Source organism: Victivallis sp. (assembly GCF_048170485.1).
Taxonomy (GTDB): domain Bacteria; phylum Verrucomicrobiota; class Lentisphaeria; order Victivallales; family Victivallaceae; genus Victivallis.
Window position 1 is genome coordinate 1 of sequence record NZ_DBEXAY010000127.1, and the last position, 12,598, is coordinate 12,598.

11 protein-coding genes and 1 tRNA gene are annotated in these 12,598 nt (G+C 60.0%); 3 read left to right on the forward strand and 9 right to left on the reverse strand.

The window, feature by feature from the left end:
* Nucleotides 1-37 precede the first annotated feature (37 nt).
* Both ACMLHG_RS06660 and ACMLHG_RS06665 read left to right on the forward strand, forming a co-directional pair.
* On the forward strand, nt 38-697 hold the full coding sequence (locus ACMLHG_RS06660) for an SIMPL domain-containing protein (protein WP_294435088.1): 660 nt from the start codon (nt 38-40) through the stop codon (nt 695-697).
* Between the two features lie 13 nt (nt 698-710).
* Nucleotides 711-1,061, forward strand: coding sequence for a helix-turn-helix transcriptional regulator (locus tag ACMLHG_RS06665; RefSeq protein ID WP_294435087.1), 351 nt, complete (start codon nt 711-713; stop codon nt 1,059-1,061).
* A 168-nt stretch (nt 1,062-1,229) separates the two neighbouring features.
* Here ACMLHG_RS06665 and ACMLHG_RS06670 read toward each other — a convergent pair whose 3' ends face one another.
* Genes ACMLHG_RS06670 through ACMLHG_RS06685 form a run of 4 tightly spaced genes read right to left on the reverse strand, consistent with a single transcriptional unit; the run spans nt 1,230 to nt 5,465 of the window.
* A complete protein-coding gene (locus ACMLHG_RS06670) occupies nt 1,230-2,138 on the reverse strand; it encodes an endonuclease/exonuclease/phosphatase family protein (protein WP_417169988.1) in 909 nt (302 codons plus the stop codon).
* Between the two features lie 31 nt (nt 2,139-2,169).
* Nucleotides 2,170-3,375, reverse strand: coding sequence for an MFS transporter (locus tag ACMLHG_RS06675; RefSeq protein WP_417169989.1), 1,206 nt, complete (start codon nt 3,373-3,375; stop codon nt 2,170-2,172).
* On the reverse strand, nt 3,372-4,355 hold the full coding sequence (locus ACMLHG_RS06680; protein WP_417169990.1) for a LacI family DNA-binding transcriptional regulator: 984 nt from the start codon (nt 4,353-4,355) through the stop codon (nt 3,372-3,374). Before ACMLHG_RS06680 ends, ACMLHG_RS06675 begins: the two co-directional genes overlap by 4 nt.
* 3 nt (nt 4,356-4,358) lie before the next feature.
* Nucleotides 4,359-5,465: a glycoside hydrolase family 5 protein gene (locus ACMLHG_RS06685; RefSeq protein ID WP_417169991.1), complete on the reverse strand. Its 1,107-nt coding sequence runs from the start codon at nt 5,463-5,465 to the stop codon at nt 4,359-4,361.
* Nucleotides 5,466-5,824: 359 nt separating this feature from the next.
* Between ACMLHG_RS06685 and fusA the strand changes: the two genes are divergently transcribed.
* Nucleotides 5,825-7,834 carry an elongation factor G gene (fusA, locus tag ACMLHG_RS06690; RefSeq protein ID WP_417169992.1) on the forward strand — a complete coding sequence of 670 codons (2,010 nt, stop codon included), beginning with the start codon at nt 5,825-5,827 and terminating at the stop codon, nt 7,832-7,834.
* Between the two features lie 131 nt (nt 7,835-7,965).
* On the opposite strand, the gene ACMLHG_RS06695 is transcribed toward fusA, so the two are convergent.
* The 5 genes from ACMLHG_RS06695 to ACMLHG_RS06715 all read right to left on the reverse strand — a co-directional run bounded on the left by ACMLHG_RS06695 (nt 7,966) and on the right by ACMLHG_RS06715 (nt 12,513).
* A complete protein-coding gene (locus tag ACMLHG_RS06695; RefSeq protein ID WP_294435074.1) occupies nt 7,966-9,282 on the reverse strand; it encodes a phenylacetate--CoA ligase family protein in 1,317 nt (438 codons plus the stop codon).
* Between the two features lie 459 nt (nt 9,283-9,741).
* On the reverse strand, nt 9,742-9,975 hold the full coding sequence (locus ACMLHG_RS06700) for a hypothetical protein (RefSeq protein ID WP_295806456.1): 234 nt from the start codon (nt 9,973-9,975) through the stop codon (nt 9,742-9,744).
* Nucleotides 9,972-10,640 carry a hypothetical protein gene (locus ACMLHG_RS06705; protein ID WP_417169993.1) on the reverse strand — a complete coding sequence of 223 codons (669 nt, stop codon included), beginning with the start codon at nt 10,638-10,640 and terminating at the stop codon, nt 9,972-9,974. Before ACMLHG_RS06705 ends, ACMLHG_RS06700 begins: the two co-directional genes overlap by 4 nt.
* Nucleotides 10,641-10,868: 228 nt before the next feature.
* Nucleotides 10,869-10,953: transfer RNA gene (locus ACMLHG_RS06710), tRNA-Leu, on the reverse strand.
* 42 nt (nt 10,954-10,995) lie between these two features.
* The gene (locus ACMLHG_RS06715) at nt 10,996-12,513 is read right to left on the reverse strand and encodes a carbon starvation protein A (protein ID WP_417169994.1); all 1,518 of its coding nucleotides are present in this window, start codon (nt 12,511-12,513) and stop codon (nt 10,996-10,998) included.
* Nucleotides 12,514-12,598: the final 85 nt, after the last annotated feature.

Here is a 12,598-nt window from a genome sequence, read left to right on the forward strand (position 1 = left end):
AAAGAAAAAAATCAAACCGGAAACACAGGAGGATATCATGAGCAGAATCATCACCGTGAAAGGCACCGGAACCGTCAGCAGCAAACCCGATACCGTTGTTCTCACCATGGACCTGGATTCGCGCCACGCGGAATACGGCAAATGCATGAAACTGGCGACAAAGGAGCTGGAAACTCTGCGCCGGGCCATCGCCGGCTGTCAGTTTGCCGACGACGCTCTGAAGACCACGGATTTCCGGATTGAGGCGGTGTACAAAAGCTGCAAGGATTCCTCCGGAACCTGGCATGACCTCTTCGATGTGTGGTGCTGCAGCCATGGGCTGAAGCTGGAGTTCCCGCTGGATTGCGAACGGCTGACCCGGGTGCTGGCGGCGCTGGCGAAGTGCGATTCGCATCCGAAAATCAAGGTGAAGTTCCGGGTGGCCGACCGCGATGCGATCTGTGAAGCTCTGCTTCGGGATGCGGCGCAGAATGCCCGACGCAAAGCGGAAATTTTATGCGCGGCAAGCGGTGTCACTCTGGGGGAACTTGTTACGATCGATTACAACTGGGGAGAGCTGTCGATCTTCTCCCGGACGAATTATGAGAATGATTGCGAAGGGATCATTTTCGGCTCCTGCAGTGAAAAGGGCATCTCGATCGATCCGGAAGAGGTGAAAAACAGCGATACGGTCACGTTCGTTTGGAATATTGTGTGAAGGTGGTGAAAAAATGGGATTGCTGGAAATCTGTTATCTGCCCGGGAAGGAATTCCCTCCCTGTCCCAAGGAGATTCCTCTGGAAATCTACAGGCCTATTGTCAAAAGCATGATGAAAAAACGTCTTTTGAAACTGACCTACATCAAGGAGAGTTACGAACTCTCCCGGCGGCGGGTGATTCCTGAAGCGCTGGTCTGGCGGGACGGCCACTGGTATCTGGCGGCCTTCTGCCTGCTGCGCGGCGAGCGGCGCACATTCCGGGTGGACCGCGTGGTCAAGGCGAAGAAATGTGAGGAGAAGTGTCACCGGACCGGAATCGGCAAAGAGGTGAAAAAATACGGATTGTTCCCTCATTTCCACTGAGAAACAGTCCCGGTCGCATTGCAGACATGGGGGAAAATTACGGGAGCAGCCATTGTGATGGAGACAGCGGGGAGGAATTGACTGCTGTCGCAGGCCGCTGGGAAATGTTTCGGGCAACGGAAGACGGAACGGGACCCCGGAGCAGAGGCGTTTCGCCGGCGGTCCCGGTCAGGGTTGAAGGGCTTCCGGATTCGCCGGGGCGTCGAGGCGGAACTCCACCAGCAGCGGCGCGTGGTCGCTCAGGGGGCCGCGTTTCTCCACGGTGAACTCCTGCTTGAGCAGTTTGCGGAGAACCGGCCGGAGCGGCAGTGCTGCGCTGGGGCGGTAGAAGATGTGGTCGATCGGCGGCCAGCCGCTGAAGCCCAGCTCCAGCGTGGAACTGCGCAGACCTGCTTCCTCCTGAAACGCCGCGAGTTCCGGCGAGGCGGGCTGGAGGTTGAAATCCCCGCAGGCGATGACCGCATGGTCCGGCGGCGAATTGCGCCGGATGAACATGGCGAACTGTTTCAGCTGGCTCCGCCGCGCCTCTCCGGAAACCTCCGGAGTTCCCGCCGCGAGGTGGGTGGTGTAGAGGTCGAGTTTCTGCCGGTTCAGTTCGATTCTTGCCAAAAGGAGCCCCTTGGAGGCGGCCCGGTTCTCCAGCGACCCTTCGGCGTTGAAATACTCCGCTTTCGCTTCGAGGACCGGAAAACGCGAAAGCACCGTCAGCCCGGAGTTCACCGGTTTGAGCAGGTGGCGGCGGCGGGCGAAGCGGACGCCGCTGTGCAGGCTGTTCTGCTCGAACAGCTGCCGGTAGCCGCAGAAACTTTCCTGGAGTCCGATCAGATCGAAGGGGCGGAGCCGTTCCCCGATCTGCGGATTTTTCCAGGTGCAGTCGTCGAGCAGCGGGCGCGCCTGAATGTTGTAACTTACGACGGTGAAACTCTTTCGCGGCGCTCCGGTTTCCGCCGGGCGGGGGGTGATCGTTACCGGCGAAGGGGAACAGCCGGTGAACAGCGTACACAGAACCGCCCCGGCGATGCAGATCGGTTTCACCGCCGGAATCCGGAATCGTTTTGGCATGGCAGAACAACGCATGGAGATAAGATATCTCCGGATCTGTCGCGCGTCAAGTCCCCCGGTAATGGAAGGGAAGGATTCCCAGCAGTGCGATGGCGCCGGCGAGGAAGAAGCGGGGGAAGTTTTCGCCGGTGAAGAAGTTCGCCCCGAGCAGAAAGGCGCCGATGACCCGCGACAGCCCGTAGCCGCCGTAGAAGAGGGCGCCGCTGAAGGCCATCGTCATGGTTTTGTTTCCCGGCCGGGCCAGATTCATCATCTCCGCCGAGGCGATCACCGAAATCGCCGCTGTGGCGAAGCTGTGCAGCGCGAGGGCTCCCCCGGCGAGGAGGAGTTCGGCACAGGTTTCGGAACGGATGGCGAAGAGGAGCAGCGCCGCCGCCGCGTAGCCGAGGTGGAGAAGCAGCAGCAGCCGGGGGGAGGAAATTCGCCGGAGCAGGAACGGCATCGCCCGGTATCCGGTCAGCATCCCGGCGAGGCTCGCCGCGGAAAAGAGGATGAGGATGTTGTCTTCCACATTCAGGACGGTTTTCAGGTAGAGCAGTGCCGCCGGAACCGTCGCGTAGCCGAAGAGGTTCAGCCCGAAGAGATAGAGCGAGAAGTTCCGCAGCGGACGGTTGGCGAGGGAGTGTTTCAACCCGGCGGCAATCTCCGGCACCTCCCGCACCGGGACCGGATAGTCCGGAATCCGCCGGATCCAGAAGAGCCTACCGCAGAAGAGAATGCCCGAAAGGAAAAGGATCAGCTGCAGACGGCCGATCGAAGGATTTTTCCCGGCCGCTGCCGCCGCGAGACAGAGAAAGATCACCCCGCTGAGCTGATGGCAGAACCGCATCCGGCTCAGGAACGCGGCGCGGCGGCGCGGCGGCAGGAAGCTCTCCAGCAGAGGAAACCAGGTGGCGATGAATCCGGTGAGGCAGAACGCGGTCGCCGCGATCGCTCCAATCAGCACCGGCATCGCGGCTCTGCCGAACCAGGGGGCGGCGACGGCGGCGAAGTAACAGCATCCGGCGGAGAAGCAGGCGAGGTTGAGCAGCCTCCGGCCGCCGCAGCGCACCGCCAGCGCCGCCATCGGAATCAGCAGCAGTCCGTTGAAGAGCGGCAGCAGGGAGGTGGTGAGCATGGCCAGCTCATCGCCGGCGCCGAGCCCGGCGGCGAAGAGCAGGATCACCGCGCTGTCGGTGAGCGCAACCTCTCCGGTGAAGCCGCAGCAGGAGGAGAGGATCGCTTTCCATTCCGATTTCCGTCGTTCGTTCATGATTTCATCCGGATGGAGCCGTTTTCCACCAGCCGCACTTCGATCGACGTGTGAATCGGACTGCGCTTCTTCATCATCGGCCGGTTGGTGATGTAGTATTCGGCCCATTCCAGCAGGTTCTGGGAGCGGAAGCCGATGCAGTCGAAGTTGTAGTCCAGATGGGCGAATCGCTGGTCCTGCGGATGGTCGAAGGTGAGCACCCCGATCCGGCCATAGCGTTCCGGTTCCGGTTCGAGCAGTTCGCGCCGGTAGGTGTCGGCGAACTCTCCGGCGAGGAAGAGGATGCTGTCGGGGAGTTTGTCCACGGTGTCGAAATAGTGGCGCAGCAGCGGCGTGGTCTGCTCCGTCTTGCGCTCATGGATGAAGTCGAGCCGGCACTCCGGGTCGAGGAAGCGCATTTCGCCGCAGAACGCTTTGCACCGCTCCAGGCGGGTCGGATGGCGTTCGGCGAGGTGGATGGCGATGTGGCGGTGGCGGTGACGGAAGAGGTGCCGGGCCGCGAGTTCTCCGCCGCGGGTGTTGTCCGGCGAGAGGGTCACGTCGGCGTTGCTCCGGGTCGAGAGCGTCACGGTGTAGAGATCCGGATTGACCCGTCGCGCCTCGTCGATGATGGCGTTGTCCGGCACCGAGAGGAATACGGCGACGTCGCTGACCGCCGCCGTGTCGAGGAAGTCGGTCCGGGCGGTGCGGTGGCTGGTCCGGCAGCAGTGAAACCCCAGTTTCTGGATGTTGGTCAGCAGTTTTTCGCCATAGTGCGAAAGATAGGGGTGATCGATGAAGTCGAAGAGCACTTTGAAGCGTTTCCCGCGCCGGTGGGTGAAGAACCCGCAGCGGTTGAGCGCGTCGGTGACCCGTTCGCGGGTCTCCCGCTTGACGGCCGGATCGAGATTGACCACCCGGTAGACCGTCATGGCGCTCACGCCCAGCTCCCGGGCGATTTCGTGGAAATTGACGTTGAGACTTCCGGTTCTGCGTTCCATACGTCAGCTCCGGGTGGTTTTGCCCTGAAGAATCTCTTTCAGCCGGGGGGAGAGGAGTTCCCGGCTGTCGTCGTCAACCAGGCTGAACCGGTTGCCGTCGTTCGGCGTGCTCAGGTAGTTCCAGGCGCACCAGGGGATGCCGTGTTCCTCCAGCAGGCCGATCAAGTCGGCCATCCAGTTTTCCCGGTATTCCAGGCGGCAGTGGCGGATGGTGCCGAATTCGCCGCACCAGAGGGTTGTTTCCGGCCGTTTCCGCTGAAAATCGAACGCCGGTTCCAGCAGATGTTCCAGATAGGCGCGGTCGATCCGGTCAAACTTGTCGTACCGGGAGGAGTTCCCTTCGACCAGTTCCCGGTATTCCCGGTAGGGGGCGGCGTCATCCGGATAGCGCATCTTGCGGTTGTAGTAGAGTGGTCCCGGCTGAAGCACCCCCTGCTGGTGGGTGAACTCAAACGGTTCGTAGCAGTGGAAGGTGCAGGCGACTGCCGGGTCGTCGAATTGCGGCAGGAATGCGAGCGCTTCCGGGCTGTTCCAGCAGATGCTTCCGACGATGATCCGCCGTTCCGGGTTGACACGGCGGATTGCTTCGATGGTCCGGTGCGCGAGATGGTTCCACTGCTCCGGCGGAACGTCGCGCACTTCGTTGAGCAGTTCGAAGGCGACGGAATCCGCCCGGTGCCAGCGCCGCTCAATCTCCCGCCAGAGGGCGATGAAACGCTCCTGCAGTGCGGCGTCTTCCAGCAGGGAGACCGGTTCGGCGATGTCGCAGTAGTTGCCGATCGCCTTATGCAGATTCAACACGGCGTTGAGGCGGTACTTGCGGCACCAGCCGAGAAATTCGTCGATCTTCCGGAAGACCGGCTCGCGCCAGACTCCCGGGGCGGATTCGAGCACGATCTGATCGAATCCGAGGCGGACGTGATCCATCCCCCACGAAGCGATTCTCCGGATGTCCTCTTCGGTGATGTAGCATTCGAAGTGTTCCAGATCGCCGACGGTGATGGGGCGCCGCCACGCTTCCGGGAGGACGTTGAACCGTTTGTAGTTGGTCAGCCAGCCGCCGATTCCCATGCCGCGGCGGAACCCGGCAAAGAGGTTGTTGTCTTTCATCGGTAGTTCCTTTCGTTTTCTTTAACATAGAAGAACAAAATCCGGTTTGCAAAGAGAAAAAACGGAATAAAATGTGAAACATGTAACATTTTTTGAGAAGGAAGTGAATCCCGTTTTTGCGGCAAAGGTGAAAAAAACTTCATTTCCGGGCTTGCAATTTTAAAAATCATCTGCTATTAGTAACCCCATCGAGCGGATTCACCCGGATTTTGCGCGGAGCTGTTTCAAATTCGGAGCCGGCGCAAGCGCCGTGCCGGGCGGTTCCGTGCCGCCTCTCTCCTGTTTGTCATTTCCGTCGGAAATCGAGGATGTTTCGTTACCACGTCAAAGAACAACGTTCAACCTGGAAGGGAGATCTTATGACCAAAGCAACCGAGTGCAGAAATTTCGTCATTGCAGGCCATTCCGGCAGTGGAAAGAGCACTTTGTGCGAACTCATGCTCGTCAAGGGCGGGGTCATTCCGCGTGCCGGAAGCATCGATGCCGGAACCACCGTTTCCGACTTCATGGCGGAAGAGCAGGAACGACGCTCAAGCATCTACTCGACCTGTTTGAACTGCACCTGGAAGGGGAACCGGTTCTTCTTCGTCGACACCCCCGGATACGGGGAGTTCATCGGGCAGTATGCCGCCGCGGTGCGTGCCGCCGACGCCGCACTGGTGGTGCTCGACGCCATCGACGGTCCGCAGGTCGGCACTGCGCGGGCGTGGAAGATGTCCAAACAGCGCGGCATTCCCCGTTTCGGTCTGGTCAACCGGCTCGACAAGGAGCGCGCCGACTTCCGCGGCACGCTCGAGGAGATGCGCAAGAACCACGGCAAGAACGTCATCATTCCGCTCTACTGGCCGGTAGGGGAGGGGGCGAATTTCTCCCGGGTGGTCAACGTGCTCTTCGACAAGGAAATTCCGTCGGAAATCGCCGATGATGTCGCCGAATGCCGCGCACTCTGGCTCGACGCCATCGCGGAAACCGACGACGATCTCATGATGCGCTATCTTGACGGGGAGGAACTCTCCGACGAGGAGATCCGCACCGGGCTGCGCAAGTCGATCAAGAGCGGACGCACCATTCCGGTTTTCGCCGGGAGTTCGGTCAAGGACATCGGCATTACGGAACTCATGGATGCGATCATCGAACTGTTCCCGACCCCGCTCAACTACGTGACCGTCGACGGCGCCAAGCGTAAAATCGCCGACGATACCGATGCGATCGGCATCGTGTTCAAGAGCGTCAACGACCCGTTCGTCGGGCAGCTCACCTTTGTGCGCACGGTCTCCGGCATCTTCCGGCCGGACTCCGATATTTTCAACCTCTCCCGGCCGGGCGTCAAGGAGCGGTTCGGCACGCTCTTCTTCATGAACGGCAAGAGCCAGGTCAATACGGCGGAGGCCGGGCCCGGTTCGATTTTTGCAATCGCCAAGCTCAAGGACACCCACATCGGCGATACGGTTTCGAACAGTCAGGGGGAACATGTCCTGCCGGGAATTGTCTTCCCCGAACCGGTCATGTCCTACGCGGTTTCCGCCGCCAAGTCGGGCGAGGATGAAAAGATCACCGCCGGACTTCACAAGATCATCGAATGCATTCCGACGGTCCGGCTCGGCCGCAACGACGAAACCCATGAACTGCTTCTCTCCGGCATGGGCGACCAGCAGCTCGCGATCGTCTCCAAGCGGCTCAAGGATCAGTTCAAGGTCGAGGCGGTTCTTTCGACGCCGAAGATTCCCTACCGCGAAACGATTACCGCCAACGGCGAGGGGCATTACCGGCATAAGAAGCAGACCGGCGGCGCCGGGCAGTTCGCGGAGGTGTATCTGCGGATTTCGCCCGCTCCGGAATATGAGTTCGTCAATGAAGTGGTCGGCGGAACCATTCCCAAGAACTTCATCCCCGCGGTGGAGAAGGGGGTCGCCGAGATGATGGATCGCGGTCCGCTGGTCGGCTGTCGCGTCGAAGGGGTCCGGGTTGCGGTTTACGACGGCAAGTATCACCCGGTCGACTCCAACGAAATGGCGTTCAAGATCGCGGCCCGGATGGCTTTCCGCGAGGCGATGAACCAGGCGAAGCCGGTTCTGCTCGAACCGGTGATGCGGGTGGAGGTGCATATCCCACACGCCTACACCGGCGACATTACCGGCGACCTCAATCACAAACGCGGCCGCATCCTCGGCATGGATATGGATGAGGGTATGGAGGTGGTTCAGGCGGAGGTCCCGCTGGCGGAAATGCACAAGTACGCCACGGAACTGCGCAGCATGACCCAGGGGCGCGGCTCGTTTGAGATGCGCTTTGTCCGCTACGAGCAGGTGCCGGCCAACGTCGCCGCCGAAGTGATTGCGAAACATCAGCAGGAGACCGAGGCGGAATAAGCGGATTTCACCGCGGAACTTTTGCAAAAACAGATCGGGACCGTTTTCCGGAAACAGGAAAACGGTCCCGTTGTTTCTTACGGCGTCGGGAAGGGGGAGAGGTGCCCCGCTCTTCCCGGCACGGGGAAACTTCAGCGTTCGCGGTGGTCGATGACCCGGCGCGCCTTGCCTTCGCTCCGCTGAATGGTGTTGGGCGCCACGAGCTTGACGCGGACGCGGATGCCGATCAGTCCTTCGACTGCCGCGGTCAGGCGATGCTGCAGCTCCTCCATCGAACGCACCTTGTCGGAGAAGAGCTCCTCGTTGATCTCGACGTCCACTTCGATGTTGTCGAGGCCGTTTTCGGTATAGAGGATAATGTTGTAGTGGGGCATCGTCCCTTCGACCGAGAGGAGCGCCGTTTCAATCTGCGACGGGAAGACGTTGACGCCGCGGATGATGAACATATCGTCGCTGCGGGAGCTGATCCGCTCGATCCGGCGCAGGGTGCGGCCGCATTCGCACGGCTCGGCGATGATCCGGGTGAGGTCGCGGGTGCGGTAGCGGATCATCGGCATGGCCACCTTGGTCAGCGTCGTGAGCACCAGTTCGCCGAATTCCCCGTCCGGGAGAACCTCGCCGGTTTCCGGATTGATGATCTCCGGATAGAAATGGTCTTCGAAGATGTGCATGCCCTTCTGGCAGCGGCACTCGATGCCGACGCCGGGGCCGATGATTTCGGAGAGGCCGTAGATGTCGTAGGCTTTGATGCCGGAGGCCGCTTCAATCCGCTTGCGCATTTCTTCGGTCCACGGTTCCGCGCCGAAAAGCCCCGCCTTGATCGGGAGCTTGCGCATATCGATCCCTTCGGCGGCGGCCTGTTCGATCATGAAATTGAAGTAGGAGGGGGTGCAGCAGATGGCGGTGGTGCCGAAGTCGCGCATGAGCATGATCTGCCGCTTCGTGTTGCCGCCGGAGGTCGGAACCACCGTCGCGCCGAGCGCCTCCGCTCCGTAGTGAGCGCCGAGTCCGCCGGTAAAAAGGCCGTAGCCGTAGGAGACCTGAATGACGTCGGTGCGGTTGAGTCCGCAACTGGCCATGGCGCGCTTGACCACCTCCATCCAGACTTCGAGGTCGGAACGGGTGTAGCCGACGACGATCGGCTTGCCGGTCGTGCCGCTGGAGGCGTGGAGCCGGACCACTTCGGACATTGGAACCGCGAACAGTCCGAAGGGATAGGTGTCGCGCAGGTCCGCCTTGACCATGAAGGGAAGTTTGGCGATATCGGCGAGAGTGCGGACGTCGCCGGGGACGAGTTTGCGCTCTTCCATCCGGCGGCGGAAGAGTTCGACATGGTCGTAAGAATGTTGAACCACTTTGCGAAGCCGTTCCAGCTGGAGTTCGCGCAGATAGTCCTGCCGCACGAAATCCAGGGCGCTCAGATCATCATTCAAATAAAGCGAACCCATTTCAAAATCCTCATAATAAAGTTAATCTAAGAATATACACCCGCTTGCGGAAAAGCTCAAGTCCCGGATGTGAGATTTTCCATTTCTTTCCCTCGCCCCGGAAGAGATCTTTGACCTCCTCCGCTTTACCCGTTCCGGGCGTTTGGGGTTGCCCGCCGGCCTCGCCCGGGGGGCGATCATTTCGAGGTCGTTGAAAGCGGTGACGTTGTCCATCACAATTGAGGTGACCCGGAGCGGGGTTACCCCGTTGAGTCCGCAGCTCCCCGAGGAGCCGCAGCATCAGCACCCGGAGACGGGCCGACGCGAGAGCGTTGGTGATGGAGCCGATAATCATAAGTCCCCCCTGGTGAGTTGAGGATAGCCGCCCGGTCGCGAGGGCGCAAAAAAGCGCACCCGGCAGATTTTGAATCTGTCGGGTGTGCACCGGCGGGCTGTTCAGCGCCCGGATTGGTTACTCGTTTATTCGATCAGCGCGAAGTATTTCTCATACTCCGGATCGTCGGGGAAGATAAAATAGGGCTGATTATGATGTTCCTTTCTCCAGAGAACGTCATACTCTTTCATCTCTGCGATAAAATCGGCCGGAGCGTCCTTTTTGACCACATCCACATAATACCCGCCACCAGCATCATCAATCAACAACGATGTTGTACCGGCGATGTATTCCTCCGGAACCCGGGTCATCAATATCATAGCAGGAACTCCTTTAACGTTTCTTCAATATAATCCGGATAGGAGCGATTTGCAAGTTCCTTGCCGGTTTTCAGTTCGGCGAAAAACTCATGCTCATTTTTCATCCCGTGATCGGAAATGGAAAAGCCTTCCCGTTTTGCCCGCGCAAGACAATCAACGAGCATCTTTTGCTTCGCCTTCCCGCCCGGTTTTGCGATGATGCGTTCGGAAACCGAGTGGTAAAGTTCATGCAGTGCGACCGACTCGACCTCCTTCCCCGCGTAAATGTTCGAGAGCAGCTCTTCATACTCCCCGTGTCTGCCGACCTTGAATTTTTTCCAGATCCCCGGATCATTTATGTGGACCGGGTTGAGCCGGAGAATGCCCGTTTCCGCCGAGTAGGAGCCGGGGGTTGAAAGTTTCATCGAGGAATCCACCATCACGGCTTTCAGCCCCTCCAGTCCGGTTTCCTGCTTGACTTTGCAGAGACAGCGGTTCAGCCGGTTGACCGGTTCCGCCTTCTTCACCCCGGCAAGGTCGATGATGACCCCCGGAAGGATTTTCCGCATTTCGTTCCGGGCGACGCTCGGGAACTTCGCGTCAAAGACGGGGGCCTCCTCGGAATCTTCCTGTTCCTCCTGATCCTCCCGCCGGAAAAACGCCTTGAAATTGTCGCCGAGCGACATGTTGTATTCGCGTTTCAGTGTATCCGCAACCTGGTCGCGGAATTTCCCGTCGTGGATCAGCGAGAGGTCGAACTCCTCGAACGCGTGCGCCGGGTCGAAGGCGAATCCGCTTTCCGGCAGCGGAGGAAGTTTCCCGCCGACAGAGATGCCGACCGACCGCGCCTCTCATGCTGCAAAACTTCGACTTGCGGAAAAAGGGGAGTCCGGGCCGGGAGAGATAAAGTGAACTGGTGCGCGGCGCGGGAATCGAACCCGCAAGCCTTGCGGCGCAGGAACCTAAATCCTGTGCGTTTGCCAATTTCGCCAGCCGCGCAGCGGAGAAAGTTTCCGTACTATACCGCCGGAAACGGAAAAATCAATTCCGGGATGCGGATTTTTCTTCGTCCGCCTTGGTCTCCGGCAGTTTCACCGGCGGCACGTCGAATGCCCCGGTGAGCTCCGTGCCGTGGCGGTAGGCCCAGATCACGCTCATGAGAGCGAGGAATCCGCCCACTAAATAGGCGCAGTCGAGGTTCAGCCCGAAGCCGACCGGACCGCCGTGTTCCGGACTGATCCAGAGGATGTAGGTTGCCACAATGAAGGTCATGAACGCCCCGGGCACCGCGGTGACCCAGCCCGGTTTCCGGCGCGAGACCAGCCAGACGGTGACCGCGGTCAGCGTGCAGGAGGCGAGCACCTGATTCCCCCAGGCGAAGTAGTTCCAGAGCTGGTTGAAGGTCTTGGCGCTCTGGTTCGACCACCAGAGCAGTCCGGAGACGATGGCGATCAGCGGCAGGCAGAGAATGATGCGGTTGCGGATTGACTTCTGATCGACGCCGACGATCTCCGCCAGGCTGAGCCGCATGCTGCGCATGGCGGTATCCCCCGAGGTGATGGCGAGGATGATGACGCTGATGACGGTGATCGCTCCGACGCCGCGCCCGAGGAAGTGGGTGGTGATCTCCGTGAGGACGTTGGTCGGATTCTCCGCCATCATCTGCGGGAAGAGGTTGTAGATCGCCAGTCCGGCGGCGGCCCAGATCATGCCGATGACCCCTTCGACCACCATCATGCCGTAGAAGCTCGACCGTGCCTGCTTCTCATGCTTCATGGTGCGTGCAATGATCGGCGACTGCGTGGCGTGGAAGCCGGAAAGAATGCCGCAGGCGATGGTCACGAAGAGCATCGGCAGAATCGGCATGTTGTTCTCCGGCGTGAACATCGCGGCCTTGAAGGCGGCGCTCTCCTCCAGCAGGGCGGGGTTGCCGATCGCTTCGTACATCAGCACGCCGAAGATCGCCAGCGTGCCGAGAATCAGCATCGCGCCGAAAAGCGGATAGACCGAGCCGATGATCTTGTCCACCGGGAAGAGGGTCGCGGCGATGTAGTAGAGGAAAATGCAGAGAACCGCGGTCCAGAAGAGCGCGTCCGAGGGCCAGAATCCGTCGATCAGCCGGGCCGGAATGTTGATGAAGACCGCGACCACCAGCAGAAGCAGGAAGATCATGAAGAGCGAGAAGATGAAATAGAAGGTCTTCCCGGTGGTCATCCGGATGAGGGCGGGCAGGTTGGCGCCGTCGTGGCGCAGCGACATCATTCCGGCGGTGAAGTCGTGGACCGCGCCGCCGATGATGTTGCCGATCGGGATGATGACGAAGGCGATCACTCCGAATTTGATCCCGAGGATGACGCCGATCACCGGGCCGACGCCGGCGATGTTGAGCAGCTGGATGAGCATGTTCTTCCAGTGGGGCAGTTCGACGTAATCGACGCCGTCGGCGCGGGTTTTCGCCGGAGTGGGGCGATCGTCCGGCTCCAGGATGTTTTCGATGAATTTCCCGTACGTGCAATACCCGACGATCAGAATCGCCAGCCCCAGAAGAAACAGCAACATGATTTCTTACCCCGATGAGTTGATTTGTTCCATACCGGTAACAGATTAATATACATCACCGGGGGGAGAAATGCAACCTTTTTTC

Excerpts from the sequence above, each read along its gene's own strand:
- ACMLHG_RS06660 (WP_294435088.1), top strand. The coding sequence starts at position 38 with ATGAGCAGAATCATCACCGTGAAAGGCACCGGAACCGTCAGCAGCAAA.
- ACMLHG_RS06665 (WP_294435087.1), top strand. The coding sequence starts at position 711 with ATGGGATTGCTGGAAATCTGTTATCTGCCCGGGAAGGAATTCCCTCCC.
- ACMLHG_RS06670 (WP_417169988.1), bottom strand. The coding sequence starts at position 2,138 with ATGCGTTGTTCTGCCATGCCAAAACGATTCCGGATTCCGGCGGTGAAA.
- ACMLHG_RS06675 (WP_417169989.1), bottom strand. The coding sequence starts at position 3,375 with ATGAACGAACGACGGAAATCGGAATGGAAAGCGATCCTCTCCTCCTGC.
- ACMLHG_RS06680 (WP_417169990.1), bottom strand. The coding sequence starts at position 4,355 with ATGGAACGCAGAACCGGAAGTCTCAACGTCAATTTCCACGAAATCGCC.
- ACMLHG_RS06685 (WP_417169991.1), bottom strand. The coding sequence starts at position 5,465 with ATGAAAGACAACAACCTCTTTGCCGGGTTCCGCCGCGGCATGGGAATC.
- fusA (WP_417169992.1), top strand. The coding sequence starts at position 5,825 with ATGACCAAAGCAACCGAGTGCAGAAATTTCGTCATTGCAGGCCATTCC.
- ACMLHG_RS06695 (WP_294435074.1), bottom strand. The coding sequence starts at position 9,282 with ATGGGTTCGCTTTATTTGAATGATGATCTGAGCGCCCTGGATTTCGTG.
- ACMLHG_RS06700 (WP_295806456.1), bottom strand. The coding sequence starts at position 9,975 with ATGATATTGATGACCCGGGTTCCGGAGGAATACATCGCCGGTACAACA.
- ACMLHG_RS06705 (WP_417169993.1), bottom strand. The coding sequence starts at position 10,640 with ATGTCGCTCGGCGACAATTTCAAGGCGTTTTTCCGGCGGGAGGATCAG.
- ACMLHG_RS06715 (WP_417169994.1), bottom strand. The coding sequence starts at position 12,513 with ATGTTGCTGTTTCTTCTGGGGCTGGCGATTCTGATCGTCGGGTATTGC.